17 protein-coding genes and 1 riboswitch are annotated in these 22018 nt (G+C 35.5%); of the genes, 4 read left to right on the top strand and 13 right to left on the bottom strand.

Features of this window, described 5'->3' with window-relative positions:
• Window positions 1-12 precede the first annotated feature (12 nt).
• From BAOM_RS05205 to BAOM_RS05185, 5 genes are all read right to left on the bottom strand, one after another.
• Window positions 13-702 carry a DUF421 domain-containing protein gene (locus BAOM_RS05205; protein ID WP_127759357.1) on the bottom strand — a complete coding sequence of 230 codons (690 nt, stop codon included), beginning with the start codon at window positions 700-702 and terminating at the stop codon, window positions 13-15.
• Window positions 703-811: 109 nt separating this feature from the next.
• Window positions 812-1648 carry a hypothetical protein gene (locus BAOM_RS05200; protein ID WP_127759356.1) on the bottom strand — a complete coding sequence of 279 codons (837 nt, stop codon included), beginning with the start codon at window positions 1646-1648 and terminating at the stop codon, window positions 812-814.
• Window positions 1649-1768: 120 nt separating this feature from the next.
• Entirely contained in the window at window positions 1769-2428 is a 660-nt protein-coding gene (locus tag BAOM_RS05195) for a potassium channel family protein (protein WP_127759355.1), read from the bottom strand.
• Window positions 2429-2453: 25 nt separating this feature from the next.
• A complete protein-coding gene (locus BAOM_RS05190) occupies window positions 2454-3788 on the bottom strand; it encodes a TrkH family potassium uptake protein (protein WP_127759354.1) in 1335 nt (444 codons plus the stop codon).
• Window positions 3789-4131: 343 nt separating this feature from the next.
• A riboswitch (cyclic di-AMP (ydaO/yuaA leader) is annotated at window positions 4132-4274 on the bottom strand.
• 206 nt (window positions 4275-4480) lie between these two features.
• On the bottom strand, window positions 4481-5317 hold the full coding sequence (locus tag BAOM_RS05185) for a protein-glutamine gamma-glutamyltransferase (protein ID WP_127759353.1): 837 nt from the start codon (window positions 5315-5317) through the stop codon (window positions 4481-4483).
• Between the two features lie 337 nt (window positions 5318-5654).
• Here BAOM_RS05185 and BAOM_RS05180 point away from each other — a divergent pair, with 337 nt between their 5' ends.
• Window positions 5655-6050, top strand: coding sequence for a (deoxy)nucleoside triphosphate pyrophosphohydrolase (locus BAOM_RS05180; protein WP_127759352.1), 396 nt, complete (start codon window positions 5655-5657; stop codon window positions 6048-6050).
• A gap of 46 nt (window positions 6051-6096) precedes the next feature.
• Here the strand turns inward: BAOM_RS05180 and BAOM_RS05175 are convergent, their stop codons facing one another.
• The 8 genes from BAOM_RS05175 to BAOM_RS05140 form a co-directional block, all read right to left on the bottom strand.
• Entirely contained in the window at window positions 6097-7095 is a 999-nt protein-coding gene (locus BAOM_RS05175) for an HNH endonuclease (RefSeq protein WP_127759351.1), read from the bottom strand.
• 40 nt (window positions 7096-7135) lie between these two features.
• Window positions 7136-10039, bottom strand: coding sequence for a DEAD/DEAH box helicase (locus tag BAOM_RS05170; protein WP_127759350.1), 2904 nt, complete (start codon window positions 10037-10039; stop codon window positions 7136-7138).
• A 172-nt stretch (window positions 10040-10211) separates the two neighbouring features.
• Entirely contained in the window at window positions 10212-11132 is a 921-nt protein-coding gene (locus tag BAOM_RS05165) for a DUF5655 domain-containing protein (RefSeq protein ID WP_127759349.1), read from the bottom strand.
• 250 nt (window positions 11133-11382) lie between these two features.
• Complete coding sequence (locus BAOM_RS05160) at window positions 11383-13311, bottom strand: 3'-5' exonuclease (protein WP_127759348.1); 1929 nt, start codon at window positions 13309-13311, stop codon at window positions 11383-11385.
• 321 nt (window positions 13312-13632) lie between these two features.
• Window positions 13633-13815: a hypothetical protein gene (locus BAOM_RS05155; RefSeq protein ID WP_127759347.1), complete on the bottom strand. Its 183-nt coding sequence runs from the start codon at window positions 13813-13815 to the stop codon at window positions 13633-13635.
• A gap of 275 nt (window positions 13816-14090) precedes the next feature.
• Window positions 14091-14972, bottom strand: coding sequence for a mechanosensitive ion channel family protein (locus BAOM_RS05150; RefSeq protein ID WP_127759346.1), 882 nt, complete (start codon window positions 14970-14972; stop codon window positions 14091-14093).
• A gap of 391 nt (window positions 14973-15363) precedes the next feature.
• Window positions 15364-16629, bottom strand: coding sequence for a hypothetical protein (locus tag BAOM_RS05145; protein ID WP_127759345.1), 1266 nt, complete (start codon window positions 16627-16629; stop codon window positions 15364-15366).
• A 304-nt stretch (window positions 16630-16933) separates the two neighbouring features.
• On the bottom strand, window positions 16934-17680 hold the full coding sequence (locus tag BAOM_RS05140) for a hypothetical protein (protein ID WP_127759344.1): 747 nt from the start codon (window positions 17678-17680) through the stop codon (window positions 16934-16936).
• Between the two features lie 962 nt (window positions 17681-18642).
• Between BAOM_RS05140 and BAOM_RS05135 the strand changes: the two genes are divergently transcribed.
• From BAOM_RS05135 to BAOM_RS05125, 3 genes are all read left to right on the top strand, one after another.
• Window positions 18643-18915 (top strand): hypothetical protein, encoded by a 273-nt coding sequence (locus BAOM_RS05135; RefSeq protein WP_127759343.1) that lies wholly within the window; start codon window positions 18643-18645, stop codon window positions 18913-18915.
• A gap of 361 nt (window positions 18916-19276) precedes the next feature.
• Window positions 19277-20602 carry an RNA-guided endonuclease InsQ/TnpB family protein gene (locus BAOM_RS05130; RefSeq protein WP_257467696.1) on the top strand — a complete coding sequence of 442 codons (1326 nt, stop codon included), beginning with the start codon at window positions 19277-19279 and terminating at the stop codon, window positions 20600-20602.
• Between the two features lie 497 nt (window positions 20603-21099).
• Window positions 21100-21972 carry a DUF1259 domain-containing protein gene (locus tag BAOM_RS05125; protein ID WP_127759341.1) on the top strand — a complete coding sequence of 291 codons (873 nt, stop codon included), beginning with the start codon at window positions 21100-21102 and terminating at the stop codon, window positions 21970-21972.
• Window positions 21973-22018 lie beyond the last annotated feature (46 nt).

Below are 22018 nucleotides of genomic sequence, written 5' to 3'. Positions count from 1 at the left end.
AAACAAGAATCATTAACGTAATTCATCCCTAAACAAATCAATATATAAATTCCCTTTAGTCCCTACAACCGCATACGAAATGTCAACAATAGCGAGATTTCTTTTTTTAAGCTCCGCCATTAACCAGTCTTCGTCGTAGGTGTTTTTTGATAAGTTTTCATATAAGATTTTCCCATTATAGACGAGCTCTACCGGTATGGTTTCTGCTGAGGGAGATAAATTTAAATCCTGCTTGGTTGTATGTTGGTACTGAGGTTTTTTTAATACAGAGAGTGCGCCACTTGTCTCTAAAATGGCGCACTCTACCTCTTCTATGTTGAAGATATCTTTAGCCCGCAAAGCCTGTTTCAGAGAATCTATTGAATACCCCATTCGTTTCATTGATTGTTCGAGAATTTGTCCCTTTTCAATTAAAGTAGTAGGTTTTCCTGCAATCCATTTCCGGAATCGCGCATTTCGAACCGCAACAAAATTCAGTATAAACACGATAATCCCCATAATCATGAATGCGACGATAAAATACGGGAATTCAATTCTAATATTGAATGCTAGATTTCCTGCAATGGTCCCCATCGTGATTGAAGCTATATAAAGGTGATAGGACCTTTGAGTAATCGTCTGTTTACCGAGCAAATGAACAAATATCCATAACAAAATAAAGGCGGTAAAGGTTCGAAAGATGATTTCAACAGATAGCTGCATCGCGATTTCCCCCTTACAACAATCCAGACAGTTCGTTTGTGATAGTATGTTCTTGTAGAAAGCTCTTTATTCCGCAAAAAAAATAACGAATAGTGCCAGGCACTGTTCGCTATTCTTTGTAAATTGTTTTATAAAAAAATCTTGAAATAAATGTCATTGGCAAGTATCGAAAGCAAGTAACCAAAAATCGGTTGATATTCACTTTTAAAATACCCATTTTCACCAAAGTTATATCAATAATAATATGGCTTAATGGTAGTGGCATCCTATAAAACAACCCAGCCTTTGAAGACGTAATGGCAGCGATAAAAGAGAGTATTAAACTGTATAAAGGTACTATTTTAAAATGTTCAGTCCACGTATGGAAATATCCACGCCCAAATCGAATATAACGTTTCACTGCAGAAACATACAATAAAGTACTCCAAACTACTTGAATAGCCAAGTAATGAGCAATGACCATTGCCCATCGTTTTTGGGTTGAAAGCGCCTTATAAAACGCATCACTAATATTAAAATATACATTTAATAAGACCACAGTGTATATAGGCCTCCACCAATATACTTTATAAATATTTAGTCGTAAAAATAAGTTCTCAATACAATAATAAAAAAGGCTGAAACTAATTTTCCACTTCCAGTTTTTGTTCAGTAAGGTTAGAAAAGTAGCTGTAATTGGTACATAAATCGCTTGAGAGAAGATTGCTCCTAAGACTGAATCAAAAGCACGCTTTTTCATAATTGACGGTTTGTATCTATAACCATGAAATAAGTTGAGAACCAGATACTCAAATAAATAAGCAAAACCCATATTTGATAATAGTAAAATCCACGTATCCTTTTGTTTTTTACGTTTTAACACTAGCAAAAACATACCTAAGTGAATAACTGCTAACAACCAAAAAGGGATTGAGTTCTTATTGAAACATTTTTTCTTTTTTCCCATTCTTTACACCGTTTTACTTTTTGACATTTATTTTTATTATTGTTCATTTGAAGGAAAATATTTATCAAAGGATGCTATTGTGGAAAAGAAATAAAGCGAACAGTGCCAGGCACTGTTCGCTTATTGTCCTATATTCGCAAATTTAGCAATATCCTCTTTCTTCCCAATCATCACTAATAAATCTTCCTTGTGAATAATACGATCTGGAGAAGGAGAAATAATAATATCTCCTTCTCTAACGATAGCAATAACACTGACATTATATTGGGCACGAATGTCAAGGTCACGCAGACTTTTTTCAGCCATTTTTAAAGGAATCATAATCTCCTCTATACTGTGTTCTTTTGATAACTCAATATAGTTCAACATATTTGGTGATAGGAGCTGATTGGCCACACGTTCTCCCATGTCTCTCTCAGGATAGATAATCCAATCAGCCCCTACTTTCTCTAAAACCTGCCCATGTCGCTTTCCAAGAGCCTTTGCAATGACTTTTTTAACCCCTAGCTCTTTAAGTAGTGAAACAGTTAAAATGCTAGATTGCATATCATTTCCAATGGCTACGATTACACAATCAAAATTGCTTATCCCAATCGCTCTAAGTGCCTTCGTTTCTGTCGCATCAGCCACTACTGCATGAGTGACGAATAATTCAGCATCCTCGACTTTTTCCTCATTTGCATCAATTCCTAGCACCTCTTGTCCAGCCTCATATAGTCTTCGAGCTACACTTGTTCCAAATCTCCCTAAACCAATTACAGCATATTGTTTTATAGCCATTTCCATCTACACTCCCTGAATTTAATTAACCAATCATTATATTTCCTTTAATATGACGGAAAGTATCTGATTTACGTCTCTTTGTAATAGCAAAAGCAACTGTTAAAGGACCTAATCTTCCTGCAAACATCGTGAAAATGATAAGTATACGACCAATAGAAGATAGCTCTGGAGTTAATCCCATGGACAGTCCCACTGTACCAAACGCAGAAGTAGCTTCAAATAAATACATCATAAAATCGTGACCGGGTTCTGTAATGCTAAGCGCCATAGTCATGAATACAACAATGCTCAATCCGCACAAAGCAACTGTCAGTGCTTTTAATATCGTTTCAGTCACAATTCTGCGCCTAAATAAGACAACATCTTCTTTTCCTTTAATTTGAGACCATACGGTAGCTACTAAAACAGCAAAGGTCGTTATTTTAATTCCTCCAGCTGTGGATCCTGAACCTGCTCCAATAAACATAAGAAAAGTGATTAAGAACAAAGTAGAATGTGTTAAATCTCCAATTGGTAATGTATTAGAACCTGCCGTCCTTGGAGTCACTGCTTGAAACAATGAACCTAATACTTTTCCAGTTTCGGATAAAGGCCCTAATGTCTTAGCATTTCCATATTCAAATATGAAGATTAACAAGGTTGCCCCTACTGTTAGAATAACGGTTGCTAGTAATACTACCTTCGTATGCACAGATAAGCGGCGAGTATTACGGTATTCATAAAGTTCGTTCATCACAATAAATCCTAATCCACCGAGTGTGATGAGAGCGCATACGGTTAAGACGACAATAGGATCATCTACATAAGGAGTTAAACTCCGAAATTCTCCCATTAAATCAAAACCGGCATTATTGAAATTGGATATAGTATGGAAAAATCCAAAATAGATGGCTTTACCTAATGGCATATCGTAAGAAAAACGAATCGATAAAATGATCCCACCGACAAGTTCAATCACTGCGGTGAATATCAATATTCTTTTTACTAATCTTACAAGCCCCGTAATGGATACGTTATTGAAAGCCTCCTTCAATAGCAGCCTTTCTTTTAAAGAGATTTTTTTACCTAACAGCAAAAATAAAAAAGTTGCAAATGTCATAAATCCTAATCCACCGATTTGAATGAGTGTTAAAATGACCAATTCACCAAACATAGAAAATGTATCCCCAGTATCTACGACGACAAGCCCTGTTACACATGTAGCAGATGTAGCAGTAAATAAAGCATTTAAAAATGAGAGACCCTTTCCATCCTCAGTGGCAATGGGAAGAGTCAATAAAAAGGCTCCGATAAGGATGACAGTTGCAAAACCTAATACAAGGACTTTTGGAGGGTTAACCTCTTTTATTTTTTTCATCGTTATCTCCTAACTGACCTCATAAAAAAATTTAGTATCCAGTTTACTTTTTCCATTACTGTATCTAAATATTTGTCCCACAGTTATTAAGATAAAGATGGGCTGAACATGGAAAAAGACCGATGTATACTTTCTCTGAGGTGAACAATACGATTCACTTATTGAATAAGCTTTTAAGTACTCGTTACTCTATTTAACGCCTAGTAAGCTATACAGCTTTCTTTGCTATATGTTTTCAAAGCAGCCTCTAATTATAGGCATAATAAAAAGACCTACAAATATATCAGGCTGCCATTTTGTTTTAAACACAACAAAAAAGCCTCCTGAATTAAGGCGGTCTTATACCCCCTTTCGCTTTAACCGACGAAGTTAGCTGACGGGTAGGATGGCGAAAGAGTTTCTCATCCCTTCTACAATGGCAGAATTAACCCCAAAATAATGGGTCCTCCGTTCTCAGATGATTCTGAGATTAGGCCGATATGAAATTTTTGATTTAATGCGATCATTCTACGCCTGCCATATATGCATTGTAAATCCCTTAAATATACAAAAAATGGCCAAAATAAACCATATACGTTCATTATTGGCCAAAAACAACACTAAAACACTGTTTCTCATGATATTTCTAGATGTTTTGAGATATTCAATAGTTTGTAAGAAGGTTATATTAGTAGATTTAAGATAAAGTTTGATCATTTGCAATAAAAATAGAACCGATACCGATCACCTGAAATTGAACTTTCGTTATGGTGTATGACGACATGTTGAATTTTATAAGTCATATAATTTCGTGAAAGCATCGAAATTTTCGCTAAATGTTTAAAAGATGGTCTTACGACCGAATTTGTCAGGTAGGCTGATTGAGTACTCCCTGGCATTCTCGCTTTATTTAGCGCTTGAATCATTTGTTCAGCAGTCCCTATTCCTACTCCATGTGCAAAATAGGCACCATCTTCGAGAACAACCGCATTTTCTCCTCTCCACCAAGGGGTTTCTGGATGAAATTCCGGATTATTAAAATAAACAACATCTCCGGGTAAGAAATAATCCGTATTAATCAGTTGTATGCCGAGTTCAGGATCAGCATGCCAACTGTATAAATAGAGGTCTTGGAATATCCGATTAAATACATATTCGCCCAGACTGTTTAAAACGGCATGATAATAGATAATCACTTTTGCCGTGGCACATTCAAACGCATACAGTACACTGTTGTTGTAAATGTCTTGAATCGCATCAGATGGCCTTACACCATGCTTCAGTTGGAATCCGCCGACATTTGTCAAATACCAGTATTCGGGATTACAACGAGACTTGGAAAAGGGTTCGAACTGAGCATAACCTTGATTCATGGCTCTTGCACTTGCTATGATGTTTTTGCGTAATTTCAGTTCAAACGATAACTCATCGAGGGACTGATACGAATAAACGACCGGATGTTCATGCATTTGTTGAACAATTACACTTTCCATACTACCAGAAGGCCACATGCTACTTTGTTGAAAATTCATCCCCGATATTTGTATCATACTATCCCTCATTCCAATCTTAAGTATCATTCTTATTATTTAGTGTATTGAGGATTCGTTTTAATGTGTATCACCTAGGGTAAGAATCCTAATCTAAATTTCCGATAATCTCTATCCGCCGACACAAGGATTTTCAGTCCTTTGCTCTACCGACTGAGCTACTGAGCCAAATGATTTTTAAAAAGTAATATGGCGGTCCGGACGGGACTCGAAATAATTTCAAAAATCTCTGTAGTTGGCATGTAAAGTATGGTTGCTCACTACAGACTTTCCTCTAAGCTACTAACAAATTAAATGGTATGATAGTAATGTCATTAACACTATACAGGAGGATTCCATGAAAAAAGCCGTCAAAGTAGTAGCTGCTATTATTGAAAATAAGGAAAATGAAATTCTTTGTGCATTAAGATCGCCCAATATGAGCCTTCCTAACATGTGGGAGTTTCCAGGAGGAAAAGTCGAGCAAGGAGAAGACCTTCCCTCTGCTATCGAAAGAGAAATAGCCGAAGAACTAGGGTGCAAAATTAAAGCGAATGATGTGTTTAATGAAAACACGCATGAATATGATACGTTTATCATTACTTTAATTTGCATGAAATGTACAATTGTAGAAGGCACACCTATTCCAAAAGAGCATTCCAAACTGATTTGGTTGAAACGTGAAAATTTAAGTTCACTTAAGTGGGCTCCTGCGGATGTTCCGGCGGTGGAGGAATTAATAATAAAAAAATAGTCCTCTCTTCTGAGAAGACTATTTTCCCCTTAAATTTATTTAACATCTATAATATAATCCTCTTCGGCACCCAAATATCCGTAAAACCATTATTAATCGAATATTTATAAAGATCTTCCAACTTCTTTTCACTATACACCCGCATATCCTCTCTTTGAAAGAGATCGGACTGCATCAAAAATTCTTCATTTCGATCGATTAAAGCTTCCAAGAAGTAGTCAGAGGCTAACTTATCATTTTTCGAGAGATTACACGTGCTACAGGCAATGACTAAATTCCATAACTGATCGTTCTGCACAAAACTCCACGGAATGAAGTGATCCACATGCGCTGCTGCTTTTTTCTTAATTACTTTTCCACAATAAAAACATTTCCCATCATAAAACGATTCCAACACTTGATAAAATTGATCTAAGGAAGACCTTTTGGAAACATTCTCTACTTTCAATAGCAAATTCGTTGTATCTCCTTCGTTATTAAATTTCTCCAAGAAAAGAGCAAGCTGATAATTCGTTAAATAGTGAAGTATTCTCTGAAATCGTTGCATAAATGAATAATAAGAAGGATTGATTCGTATATATTCCTTTTTATTATTAAAATCATAAAGAGTAGAATCCGTATCACCGTATAATGCACCCATCACATTGATTTTGCACTTTCGTTTCACTTTAATAATGACCTGCACTTGAATTTCTGAAGAAAGCTTATCAAAAACTAATGTATTAGGAATTTGATAACAAGATTGAATGGCCCCAAGCACATTTTGAACTTCCGCTTTCTTTCCTATCATATTAATTTGATTAAGATTATGATGAATAACCAAGTTCCAATAAATTTTTGAAAAACTGCTAAATAAGATATCATAAGACAGCTCTAGCTTTTCGTTTACGTTATACAAATTTTCAAGCAACGACTTGATTAACACAAACTTATATGTAGTCGAATTTTTTGATTTACTAGAGAAGATAAAATTAAAATGACTCCAAATATCTTGATCAGTTAAATATTCAGTTTTCATTTCTCCTACTTGCAGTTTATGGCTCATGGCACTTCACCTTATCTAATGATTTAAAAAACTGATTTATTCAATCAATGTCCCCATTCTTGATATAATGATAAAGCTTACTATCAACGCTTTGCTCCATAACCATGTTCATATGGACAACTGGAATTTCTTTCTCGTTCTTATCTTTCATTACAGTTTGTCGAACTGTATTTTCATCTGGGCTAGCCTTACCTAAGTAGTAAAAGTCGCTTCCTTCATCATCATCCTTTTTTACAAAGATATGAACATCAATATTATTTTCTTTTGCTTCAATAATTTTTTTAACTTCTTCGGATTGCAGTGTTCGATTACTTCTTGTATACCATTTTAGAACGTCTTGATTTAGAAACTCATCTCCATAGGCCACACTAGACTCTACCTCATCATTTTTATGGTATGTAATAAAGATTGGGCACGTATGGTGTTTTGTTTTGTAGCCATAAATCGTTGAGCTTTCATCATTCTTCCAATTCAAGAGCCTGCAGGCATCTTTTCTTGTATATTTTTCATACAACATAAGAGGCCTATTACATGAATATCGTTTGTTCTTTTCTTTCGCACTTTGAATAATGTCGATCATCATCTTTTTAAAGTAATGATTTGAATGCAGACTCTCTCTAATCGCTTCATTAAAGTTAAAATATTGATCTTCATGCAAAGTGATAATTGATTTTTCTCCATATTTGACTCTCTGTGTTTGTGTGAAAAATGACAAATCCAAAATGTGCTGCACTGAAGCTATTGTTGCGTCATCTACTTGACAATTGGCTTCGTTTAACAGGTTGAGATATTCGTTATATTCAACTTTTTTTTCGTATAACAATATATCCAACAAAATAATTTCATGTTTACGTTTGCCATTCAATATTTCTAATGACAACATTGTCAAAACTTTATTCTCATAATCTGTTAATGTAGGAACCACTTCTTTCACTTTCAATAAGAATTGGTGGTAGTTTGAATATTTATTTACAATAACAATGGGGTCAATGGAATGATTGGTTACAAAATCATATAAATAGGGGATCCTCCCTATTCTATTTTTCAACTCAACAAAGGCTTCTTTTAAGATTTTCATTTCCGTTAAATTACTGTTATTAATCGCCTTAAAGATTTGTCTTTTTGCTACTTCTTCAAAGTTAACCGTTGAGATACCTTTAATATAACTTGTATCCTTCATATTTCTGCGTATATTGTCTTTGTTTTGCGATTTATCCCCAGATAGAGCAATTGGAATTAAATAGTTATTTTTATAATTGCCGATAAAATCTATAATCGTAACGAAATCTTTCGATTCATGCTTACGAAGTCCCCGCCCAAGCTGCTGGATAAAAATAATGCTCGATTGAGTCTGTCTTAACATAACAACTTGATTAACGCTTGGGATATCGATCCCCTCATTAAAAATATCTACCGTTAAAATATAATCAAGCATTCCGTTTTCTAATTGATTTACCCGAAGTTCTCTTTCCTCTTGCGAATCGTCGCCAGTTAATGCAACCGTACGAAAACCTTTTGCATTCAATAAAGGAACTAGTTCTTCCGCTTCTTTTTTTCGACTGCAAAATATTAACCCTCTTACTTTGTCACCAGAAAAACCATAGTATAAAATCTTTTCAATTATATGACTTACACGTTCTTCATCAACAAGCCTCGATAAAACTGTAGTATCATCTATTGTCTCTCCATTATATTCAAAGTCTGTTACCCCAAAATAGTGAAAAGGACAAAGCATATCTTCTTCAAGTGCTTCTTGTAATCGAATTTCATAAGCAATATTGTAATCGAATAATTCATATATATTAAAATCATCTGTTCGCTCAGGTGTAGCCGTCATCCCCATAAAAAACTTAGGTTTAAAATAATCAATCACTTTATGATACGATCTAGCACCTGCTTTATGAACTTCATCTATTAAGATATAATCAAATGCTTCATGGGCAAATTGCTTTAGTGTTTCTTCTTTTGAAATAGTCTGAACCGTAGCAAATAAGTACTTAGCATCTACTTGCTTATTAGAACCTGATAAAATTCCAAAGTCTTGATCAGGCCCACCAAGAACTCTCTTAAAGTCTGATTTTGCTTTCTGTAATATTTGCTCTCGATGAACAATAAATAACATGCGTTTAGGAGCAAAACGTCTCACATCAAATGCTGCTAGATAGGTTTTACCCGTTCCTGTCGCTGAAATGATTAATCCTTTATCTTTACCAGCGTCACGAATAGCCTGAATTTCTTGTAATGCTGCTTGTTGCATTTTATTTGGCACAATTTTCAGAGCATCTACAATAGAATTGCTCTGGTATTGGGCTGGTAATTCTACTATCCGATCCATTACCTTACTGTCTATAACTTGTGTGTATGTTTGTTCATAACTTTCGATCCATTCTTCAGTCAATAGTTGAGCATCTTTCCACACTTCTTCAAACTGATTTTTGAAATGATGAACAATTTCTCCATTTTCATGCGAGGTCAGTTTCACATTCCACTCATAATTTACTTTCAACGCATGTGCAGTTAAATTGGAGCTCCCAACAATTAATGAATAATGCGTTTTGTGGTTAAATATGTAGCCCTTCGAATGAAAACCCTTTACATTTGTCAATCTCACTTCTACATTTTTAATCTTCATTAGTTCCCTAAAAACTTTAGGTTGATTAAAATATAAAAATGTCGATGTTAAAATACGTCCTTTAATCCCCTTTTGCTTTAAATCTAGAAAATGAGATTTAAGCGTAGCAAGACCACTTTCCGTAATAAATGCGACTGAAAAAATAAAAGACTCGCTATTATCAAGCTCTTCTAGCAATGAAGTTAAGACGGTTTCATTTTGTTCCACATTATTAACTAATAGCCTAGGCCTATAACTTCCCGCTGTATGATACTGTTGGTCGATAAATCCCTTATATATAGATGCTTCTAAATTTCGAATAAAACTTTCCATAATCTCACCATTCATTTACAGTTATTTATGTTAAAATAATACTCACAATATTGGAAACCAAATGTTTTTCAGTGGAACTTGTACAAGTTCTTCTATTTTTTAACTACCTCTTTTTCATTTTAATGATAATTAACAAAAAAATAATCATTCAAGCTTCACTATTATTCCTCAACTAACTTCTATCATAACTCATATTAATATACTGCTTGGCTTTTTCTAAATGTTCATCTGAATAAATATTTATTTCTAAATCACCTGTACCATAATGACCAATGTTTCGTACATCACGACTGAAGCCTTCTTCTATAATAATTTCATCAGGATCAACTTTTAGATAAAGAAGAATTTTACCTATTTGAGGATGAATTTCTACACAGGCAAAGTTTTTAATTCGCTTAAAAGCTATGTAATGCTTCAATACCTTCATTTGTACATCATCGCCTAATGCCATTAGATAAGCTTTTAGCATTTCAAATCGATCAGTTATGTTGGTATTAGCTTGCTCTAAATAATCGGATACTGTTTTTACCTTTGTGTTATTGATATTAGTGCTGGTTACAGTTTCATTACTATATTGGATTGTTTGCGCGGCAGTAGCATTAACTAAATCAAGTAACAGCATGCCATCTTCATAATGCTTATATTGGTATAATTCAATATTTCTATTTATTTGCTGTACGGCGTGCTCATCGTATTTTGTAAAGCCACCTGCAATACAAAGTAAACGCGGGCTACTCCAATCTATCACGTCTGAAACTTCATTTCCGTACTTACGCATAACCATTAATTCAAATTCAGCTTTATGGTCAAGTAGCCAATCTAAATAAAACAACCCTTGATTTATTACATTCTCGTTAAGTGAACGTTTATATTCAATAATTGTAGGAGAATTATTTTCATCTATACCCAGAGTATCAATTCTACCTCCATGCGTTTTTCCCGTAACATATTCAGACGCTAAAAAACGCACCCCTAAAAACGTTTCTAAATGACGTTCAATTATCGTTTGTAAGGATTTTTCTAATGCAACAGATTGACCTGTCAATTCTTCCACGTTATTACCATTTAGACGAAAAAGTTTGATATCACCCATAGAACCATCCTTCTATTCATTTGATTTTTACCATTATTTCACCTTCAGTTAAAATACATATACGATCCCCTACACTACACCGTACACAAAACTAACTACTCACCTAACATTTGTGTAATATATAATTACCTACTACCTCTAATTGATTTTGTTTATCCATAAATTCTTTTTGTTCCATTTGAACCTCTTTCCCCTATATCAATAATTATTCTACAATCAGGCGCTTACTCGATGTTCATATTAGGACCCATCACAATGTTTCCGAAATCACTTTATTCTTATCTGCGTCTTCTTTTCTCTGTACCAAAATACCATCAAAATATTTCGTAAATTCTGATTCCCCACTATAAGACAAACAGAGATATTCCTTCGCACGAGTCATCCCAATGTAAAGCAGGGATACTTCGCGTTCCTTATCTTCTTCTAACAGAAATGGCATATTGTCAATATTCACAATAAAAACCGCTTGAAAATCCAGTCCCTTACTGCTATCAATTGTACTTATTTTTACTTTGCCATCATCTTTATTAAAATTTCGTTTGGTATCGTTACTTTCCGTCATCCAATAATAATCAATACCTTCTGCTCCCAACGCTCTTTTTAATATATCAACATAATTTATTTGGTACGTCCGCTTTACTCGGTATAAGATAAGCACTTCTGATAATGGAACCTTTTTTTGTTCATGCAGCTTTTTAATTTGTTTAGCAACAATTTTTGCTTCTTTGAAAAAGTTATCAACCTTCACAATTGCTGGTTCTACACCTTTTCTTCTTGTGCTTTGCGGTGCAATAATCTCACCTTCATGTTCACGAGTAATAACTTTATTTTTCAAAAAAGAATGAGTTTGATAAAAATCCCATGCAAACTTGACAATCTGAGCTGTATTTCGATAATTGATGCTCAACATTTTTGAACGACCTTTAAAACTTAGCCCTGTGTCTTGAACATAACTTCGCTTTCGTTTATAAATCGTTTGTGCACGATCTTCAACGAGTAGTAACGACTTTGTTTCTGGATTAAGTAACTGACTGACAAGACTAAACCAATCAGACTCAAAGTCCTGTCCTTCATCAATCATAATCGCATCATATGTAGGAAGAATCGCTTCACCATTTTTTAATTTTTCGATCATGGTAGATATGTTTTTCTCCGATATTTTTAAATCATTTTTCAGCCATGAATGAAAATTTCGAACCGTAATATGATGAGACTCCGTTTTTACTTCAGAACCCTTCTCAGAAAAATCAAAATCAAAAAGGCTGTCTGGTTCATTCATCATATGATGAATCATTTGATCAATATTTCGGGCAAGAGAGATATTATAACAAAGAATGAGAATCTTCCAATCTGGATGCTCTTTCGTCAAAATTTTAGCCCGGCTTGCCAAAATCAACGTTTTTCCACTACCAGCCACACCTCTTATTAACCGATTTTTATCACCAATCTGTTTAGCCAAATTCTCTTGATGTAAATCCATCGATTTAATATCGTGAAGAGAAAGCAGTAACTGATCTTGATAAGGGACAGGCTGCTTATATTCTGCGCTAATACGTACCTCAGGAAAAAGGTGATATCGAATCGCATCCATATCCTCCTTTGTTAATGGCTCTCTAAGACGATAAGGAACAGTAAACATATTCGTAATTTTTTCAAACAAATTTTCTTCAGAAAACGCCTCTTTCTCTGGGTCAATCTCATCTCTTGTCAAACAAAGATTAGGTTCAATCACAGAGTATAAACCATTTTCAATAAAATCCTTCTGGTAAAGTCGAGTAAATACTGTCCCAAACCCATAAGGAAACTTCAACTGGAATTTATATTTTCCCTCCAATTGAACTAAACTCTTATCTTTCTTTAAATAATCAACAAGATGAAACACATTTTCCCTCGCCTGTTTTAGCGGACTCTTTGTCTGCGTCTGTTCTCCTCCAGATGTTACTAACGTCCACTCATCCTGATTCAACTGAAACAATGTATTCTTTGTATAATCCTTTACCTCAAGCACTAATATCCCCAGATCAGGACCTATTACAACAAAATCCGGTCTCCTGCCATGGATTTCTGGCTCATAATACACAATATAATCATCGGGTAAATACTCCTTTAGCGTCCGAAAAAGCAACCTTTCCCCAGCTGTAGCCGTACTCCGAATCGTCTCAGGTATCGTATACGCCAACCTTCCACTCCACCTTTTATAGTTTTATTCTATTATAATATAAAATTAGTGAATTCACGGTTATTATTAGGTATTTAGTCACACAAAACCTATATGTACTAAGTTTTCTCCAATGAAGCAAATGGACTCTTAAAAAATCATTTATCCATAAATATTAAAAATGTCATTTCTGAAGTAATATTTTACTTAAGAAATGACATTCATTATGAACAGCGCCAAGCACTATTCGCATTACAAAATATATTAACCACCATACCCATTAGAAGTTTGAAGAAAATAAAAAACCCTGCCACAAAAGCAACAGGGAAAGGAGTAACAATGTTAACCAAGCAAATGATGTTTTACCACTTCATATGCCTGACAAATATCGGCAAACATTTTACCATCATTGTGGCTAATCAAATCCGTAGCAATATCGTACAAGTCTAGTTCATTATCTGTAAAGATGTCTGACATAAGAGTAGCTTCTATTTGTTCAACAAAATATTCAATTTGAGCATTCATTATGATCATCTCCAATAATGATATTTGTTGAGGCAATCATACACCCGCTCATCAAAGTCATCAACAGAGAATCGACATATGACACAAGTTATTCAAAGCTTTTTGACAAGAACATGAACATCTATTTTCTTTTCTGCATATATCCATTTATACGGTTGGGATATCGCCTATTTCTTTATAAATTAGCGAGATCTCCTTTTTATACTCACGAACAAATAGAGCAATTTAGCGAACAGTTCCTGGCACTGTTCGCTAAAAAATTCACTGATTTTTGTTTAGCTGTCTGAAGCTTGGACAGTTCCTGTCTCACCTTGAAATAACAAGTTAGATGCCGGCATTTGTACACCATGATCATAAAACAAAGACATCATTTCAAATCTAACTTTTCGTGAAATTTCGAAGTATTCTTCAGGCTTTACAAGACCCACCACACAAAATTCATATCCAACGTATTTAAAATTCGGATTCAAATCCGTAATGCCGACATATTGAAATGCTTCTTCGGGTGTTCCGTCTTCCAGCAGCAATAAACTTTCGCTATATTTTTCATTACAAACTTTACATACTGCTTCTAACAATTCCTTAATCCGGCGTGGATCTTCTTGATAGCCGACTGTAATTCGCTCAATTACACGCATTCTTCCTTTGTTAAAATTCTGAATGGTCCTAATTTCTCCATGGGGAATAGTCAGCAATTTACCTGACCATTCCCTAATTTGCATAAAGCGAATGCCGATTTCCTCAATTGTCCCTGAACTAGTTCCGTTAAATGTTACAAAGTTGCCAACACGAAATTCATTATCCGTTAACCGAACGGTGCCCAATAAAATATCTTTTAACAGCTGCTGTGCTGCAAATCCGATGACGACCCCTAGAATTCCTGCTCCAGCAAGTATCGCTTTGATATCAATAAATTGCCCGATTAAATATAGAACAAGGAGTGTTATAGACATATACTTTAAAGAAGAACGTATTACCCCTTGAATAGTTTTCTCTACTTCTTCATCCCAAAAATGAAATTTTCGAAAAAACAAATCTACAGTTTTATTTATGATGTAAGAAATCACCAAAAAAATAAATGCTAAGATGATGATTCTTACAAGTAAAAATTCGTTGATGTATTCTAAAATATTTTCGCTAAACGTTAAAAAATTCACAAATTCACCTCATTCTTCTGTCCTCTGACTTTTTATAGTATTAGAGTACTTTGGGGACGGAACCTCAGTTAACCAATTACTAAAGTTTTTGACTCATATTTCACATTTGGTATACTTAACATCCCCCCTATTCCTCCAAAATCAAACCAATACCTAAATGGAATTATATATTTAATTTAACCTTCGCACCTAAAAAAGATAAACAAAATCCACTATTCAAAGAGAAATCAAGCTTCCAATGAATATAAACATGCCGGAAACTAAGAAGTGATACCTTATCTGTTATATAAAGGTTAATTAGTTTAGAAAATAGACTAGTTCAAATTCTTCAAAAAAAAGCGCATTTCCAAGTAAATTAATTTACTCAAAAATACACTTTTTCACATACTGTCTAGTAATCAATCGATACTAACTTACCATTTGAAAAATATAAATACTGTGCATCATATTCACCGTAGTAGTAAATCCACTGTTCCCATGTGCCCCAACTATCAATCGTGATATTTTTATCGTCTGGCGCTCCCCATTGTGTGTTTAACACTTCTTTCTTCGTCATACCAATTTCAACATATTTGGTTGTGTACACTCTTGTAGAATCAGTATCTAGAACATTGCCAACGCTATCGATGACTCGGACTTTTACTGTAGTATTCGCTTTTTGTTTAGGGATGGTCACAGAGTAGGAACCGCCCGACTTTATGCTGCCTTTGTATGTCTTTTTGCCAATTAGGACAATTACTTTATCGCCTTTTTCCCACTTCTTTACGGTTCCAGTTACTTTAGTCGATTTCGTTGTTACATCTTTCATACTAATTATTGTACCTGATTTTAGCTTGACGGTAATTGTCTTCGTTTGCTTATTTCCAAGTTTATCGGCAGCTGTAATTAAGATTTTCGTTCCGACTTTTTGTTTCGAAATCGTAAATTGATATTGACCATTTTTCAAGTCTTTTCCTTTATACGTCTTCTTGCCAATTTTTAAAGAAACCGTGCTGTTTTTCTCTGAGGTTACTTTGAAAGTTGTTGTTCGATTAGTGATAGATGGTACAGATATTTTTGGCGGCGTCTTATCAACTACAGTTACCGTTTTTAAATACCATTCCCTATAATTTTGATCCACATAATATAATTCTACCTTTGTTCCCGCCTTGAAAGGTTCATAAAATATAATTAACCCTGTTTTTTTATCTATGTAGCTTTCAAAAGTTTCTCCTTTAACCTTTGCAATTAATCCACCATTTAAGAAACGCTCATTGTAGTTTGTAATTGTGTACTCTAAATAATCATTTTTATTAGAAACTGTGGATAAAGATAACTTTGGAAGTAGTGGATCTACTACTGTTGCACTTTGAAGTAGCGTCTCTTCTTCACTCTCATCTATGTAAGAAATATTGATTTGGTCTCCTTTTTTCAACTCAGGAACGTGGAAAGAAACTGTATCACTAATCCACCATTGATCCCTATAGTCACCTATTTCAATAACTAAATCTCCGTCCATGTCGGTGTTAAAATTAGTAACCTCTACGTCTACCTGCGTTTCTCCTGCTTCAACAGGGGAAGTAATTTTTATAGTTGGTACAATTGTTGCTGCGTTTGTCGTTGACACATTCGCTAAAAAGAATAAACCTAATAGTAATATAAAAATATATTTCTTCATTTTGTCCTCCTTAATCTCTTACACTATTTAAATATTGCAATTGTAGGCAATAGTGGATAAACATGTGAGCTTATTATAACAAAAGATTTCTCATAAAACTGTTGTATTAATCATTCAACGATATGAAATAAATGGTTACTTTTCAAAAAATAGAGAACAGAATCATAATTGGCGAGATTATGAATCAATTCGGATAGATTCTCTATGAATTGGGATAAATTATCACATCATTTGGCGAAATTCTTCTTAGTAAACAAAAAAGATATAACTGTAATTAGCGAACAGTAGGAACTGTTCGCCACAATCAAGCTCGATCTGTCGGTATACGATAATCCGGATTATCTTGATTCCATCCTCCACCTTGTTCAACTGTACGGTCTACACTTGTATCGCCGTCACCGTCTACCCAGATTGTTTCTCCACTTTCTAATGTGCGCCAATGTGGTTCTACAGAATGCTCATTCGGATTTTCTACTGTTATGTATTCCTGTTCAGTTACAGTGTTTAGATCACTAGCAGCCGTTTGAACTTGCGGAGACTCAGGCTGCTGCTCCATCGACACGTTTCCATTGCTATCATTACTTTCCGCACCGCCTTCATTACCATTAACATCCACTACATCAGCTATATCTAACACAGAGACACCGAGAGCTCCAACTGCAACAGTTTTGCCTACATCGCGTAACCCCTGTTTCCATCGTTCTTCATCACCATTCATAAGTCCTCCAGCAACATCACCTACGTTCTGAACAGTCGTTGAAATGCCTTGGCCCACTGCCTTAGCCGTGCTAGCTACACCTTCTCCTACATCCTCAAAGCCTTGATCTATTTTTTGATCGTCTTTCGTGACCAAACCACTCCCAACATTCCAAACACCTTCCGCTACATTTCCCAATTGTTTACCTACAAATTCTGTAGAGTTTTTCACCCCGTCTCCAACTTCTTGTATGAATGTTGATCCTGTCGCTTCACCAATCCCCTTTATAAGACCACCTGTTACTCCGCCTACTAACGATCCTGCACCTTTCCCTAGTTCTTTTAAAAATCCCATAATCATCATCTCCCTCACTTCTCTTAGTCCTATTTTATTATAAAAACAAATTAAAAATATATCCTTTATTAAATCTCCAAACAGGTATTAAGGTTCACGAAACCGAATGTTCTAAATTTTCCTCATTGAAGTAATAGAATTAAAAGCAGAAAAAAAGACTCAGGATCCAACTGATCTCAAGCCTTTTTGACTGCCTGCCCATTAGTAAAACAACATCTTCTACTGCAAAATGAATTTCTGCAAACAGTATCTAGCAACATTCGCTATAATCTCGTTTCTTGCATACTTCAAACTTATCATTATTCCACTCTATTAACCAGATATACAATTCCAATATACTCAAATTATTCTCTCCATACGGGTACTCCTGTATCAAAAAGGAAGGCAAGACGTTTATCTAATTGCGGAAAAAAGGAAGTTGGAACAAAGGAGTTGTAAGGATGGGCGGCCCCACCCTTAATGAACGAGCTGTTTACAAGTTGGACAAGTTATCTCGTTATCTGGTTTAAATGTGATTTGTTTTAGGTCATATCTTGTGAAAGTGACGTAAACGTGATATTTTTCTCCACATTCACAATAATTTTTATCTTTTACAATATGCCTTACATTGGATCCTTTTAATAATATAGTAGGAAAAAACATGTACATCCCCTCTTTTAATAGGCTTTTCTTCTACGATGTCATCAAAATAGTAGCATAAAAAAACTTTAAAGGAGGGAATTAACAGAAACTATATATTTTCTTAATAGGAGAATAATATTCCTCCTTATCATGGATGTGAGAAAGTCATCTTGCACTTTTCTATAGAGATTAAGCAACTGCGTTGTTTTTTATCTAAAATTGACTACTTTTGCCGAAAACATTGACTTTCATGGCTTCTGGATTATAATAATATTATTAATTTAATGTAAAGTTTATGTAAATTTCACATTAAGCCATTGACAAAAGAGGGGGTATATATTATGACAGTGAACGAATATTGCGGTAGCATGGAATCCTCCATTCTGGATTTTATCTTTTCCCTAACAGATGACATTCTTGAGAAAATTCAATACAGAAAGTTATTTTACCAAGAACAAATTGCACGTTATGTACAAAAACAAATCGACTTCTTCTTCAACACCTATAATTTAAAAACGGCTCTTTTATACAGCTATAAGCACGAGGCTTATAACACGATTATGTTTAAATTAAAAAATCATTTAAAGGAGCATAATATCCTCCAATGTGTATAAATAAAGGAATTATATAAGAAGAGAACTTTCCTTTCTACTAATCAAAAGTAAAAAGAAAAGTTCTCTTTCGTATTTTATCCCGCTTTTCTACATGCGCTCTCCCCGTCGTCATTAGAAAAACAACAACATTCTTTTGTCTAAGCTTTCACTGCTAAAACTTTTACAGATTTTCTGAACGAGAAAGCCCATTACGGTGTGATTCACACCCCCTTTAGGGATGGGATGAAAGTGAGGTGGAACCGGGCGTGTTGGATGACACGTCAAAGGTTCGATTTTTTATAGGATATACTCTTGCATTAAGAACGAATGTTCTATTATAATGAGTGTAAGTCGAAGAGAAAGGAGGCAAATCGATTTGTTTGTGACTCATTCCTTTCAAATACCCTATGATTCCAGCTTATACGAAGAATTAAGAACGATGCAACGAGAAGCGGCCTCCGTTTGGAATGATATCGTGAGGGAAGCTACTTCCTATTATTTTGCTTGTAAAAAGTGGTTAAGTAAAACCGAGATTCAAGCCATTCGAAAACAAACCTACAACCTTCATTCGCAAACAGTTCAGGCCATCGCGGATAAATATGCGGCCAACCGTGAAACGATTCGACAGCTAAGAAAAACGGATTCAAAAGCTAAGTATCCGTGGCGAAGAAAATATTATTATTGCATCCCCTTGAAAAAAGCCTCTATGGACATTTCAACTGACACCATCACGATTAAAAAAGTAGACTACAGATTCTCCCTTCCTAACCTTTTAACTAAGAAGAAAAAGAAAAACTGGAACGAAAAGTTTCCAAAGCACAATCAATCGGTCGTCATTCCCAATCGATCAGAAGAAAACTTAGACGCGTGTAACTATGCAGAAATTGTCTGGCGGAACGGAGCATATTGGTTTTGTTATACGGTTCAAGTTCCTGAACAAGATCTGTCCGCGTATGAGAAGAAGGTGGCAGGTGGGGACCTAGGAGAAATTCATGCGGTTGCTGCGGTGGCCACCGAAGATAGAGCCCTTGTCCTGTCAGGACGTGCGATGCGCAGCATCTCCCAATTTCGTTCCAAAGCCTTAGCGGACTTAAGTAAGAAAATGTCCCGTTGTAAAAAAGGGTCTCGTCAATGGAAAAAGTACAAATGTGCCAGAAATCGCCTACACCAAACAAGTAAAAATCAACTCGAAGCCTTGGAACATAAAACGACGAAAGAGATTGTCGCCTTTTTGGAAGCAGAAAAAGTGACGCGTTTGGTCATCGGAAACGTATCAGGCATCGAAAAAGGGACCAAGAAGAACGAACAAAAGAAACGAAAACAGAACCAAGTAAGAAGACAACAACTGTCCCTGTGGAATCAAGGGAAAATCAAACAAAAACTCACCTATAAAGCGAAAATCAAAGGCATCCATGTGACAGAAACCGAGGAAAGCTATACATCTCAAGATTGTCCGTTTTGCGGAGGCAGACATCGGGCAAAGGGAAGAACGTTTATTTGTTCTGTTCACAAAACAGAAATCCATCGGGATGTAAATGGTGCTCAAAATATTGCGCGCAAACAACATCAGATGGCCGTCCAACCACTTGTTTCTGTGGTGTTTAAACAGCCTGTTTGGTATCGGCGTTTTTTGTCCAAAAAACAAGGAGATTCCTCTCTTAAGGACAAGCCCCCAACAGGAAAAAGTATCGCCGGTCGAACGGCGTAGTCGGCACAGACCTTGCCCACTTGAAAGACTGTTTTTCTCTCAAGTGTTGCTCACCTAAGTTTCACCTCTGTCTCTTCTTACAGAAAATGGTAAGTGGGATATTTGTGAGAAAGAACCCCTTGGCTTTAGCCATGGGAGTGGTCAGCACTCTCTATTCGGATACATTTGATGCCACTGTTCCCAAGGTACAGATGTAGAAGGCGATTGACCAGGTTGCATTAAATTCACCTCTTCTTCCCATTTATTCTTTACAGCTTATGGAAATTAGTTTTCAAAGAGCTTATCTATATTAAATACGGGCTTATACTAGTTAATTTTGCTGAATTAAACTTCGAAATTAGGTAAGGGTCTATACCTCTAAAGTGTGAATACATACATTGCTTTATATGGTTTGGGTTTTTAGGAGGATGGATTATTCTTTTTTAATTCAGCTAATTGGCGAAATTGCCCTCCCTTCCAACCTGACTTACTAATAAAGATGAGGAGATGTATTTTATATGGAAAGTTCCGGAATGAATCCATCTGATCTTTGTGAAGAATTCGCGGAGATTCTCGATTCAACCGCTAGTGTTGTTAATGGTGTTTGTTTAGCGACTCGTTCAAGAACGAATATTCATCCAGTAGTATTAGGTAGAAAAGCCGAATCCTTTATGTTCATTCCACAAGCTTTTTCATTTGAAAACATGGATAGAGATGGAAGGGCCTTATGTTTAGGCGAGACTGTCATATTAGAAGAAGAAATTAATCCGTTCCTGAGTAAGCTTCGAAAGCATGGAATTATTGTGACTGCTGTGCATAATCACTGGCTTTTTGATAAACCGCGTCTGATGTATATGCACTTTGAATCGATCGATCGTCCGCTCTCGTTTGCTAAAAAAGTTCGAGATGCTATGGAGGTATTGATTACACATCCTGTAGGGGTTAGTTCTAGAGCAAACAATCCTAATATCCCTATAGATAATCTATGTGATGATTTTAATGACATCCTCGGAGGAACGATGCATACAGCTGAAAATGGAGTTTGTATGGTGATGAAATCTCGCACCAATATCAAACCTGTCGTTCGCGGCAGGAGCGGAAGGTCTTTTCTGCTTATTCCACAAATGTTTACATTTGAATCCATGACAAGAGATGGTTTAGCCCTTTGTACCGGTGAAACAGTTATTCTCCAGTCCGAAATAAACCGCTTTATTAGTAAACTTCGTGAACATGATATTATCGTTACGGCCGTTCATAACCACTGGTTATTTGATAAACCTAGGCTTATGTTCATGCACTTTGAATCGATTGATGAGCCAATCCTCTTTGCAAAAAAAGTTCGAGACGCTTTACGTGTCTTGACTACTAAAGAAGTTCGGCCGAAAAGGTAGAGACTTGCGAACAGTGCCAGGCACTGTTCGCATTAGTTCGTTCTAT

This window comes from Peribacillus asahii, assembly GCF_004006295.1.
GTDB lineage: Bacteria > Bacillota > Bacilli > Bacillales > DSM-1321 > Peribacillus > Peribacillus asahii_A.
This window is presented reverse-complemented; position numbering and strand designations above follow the sequence as displayed.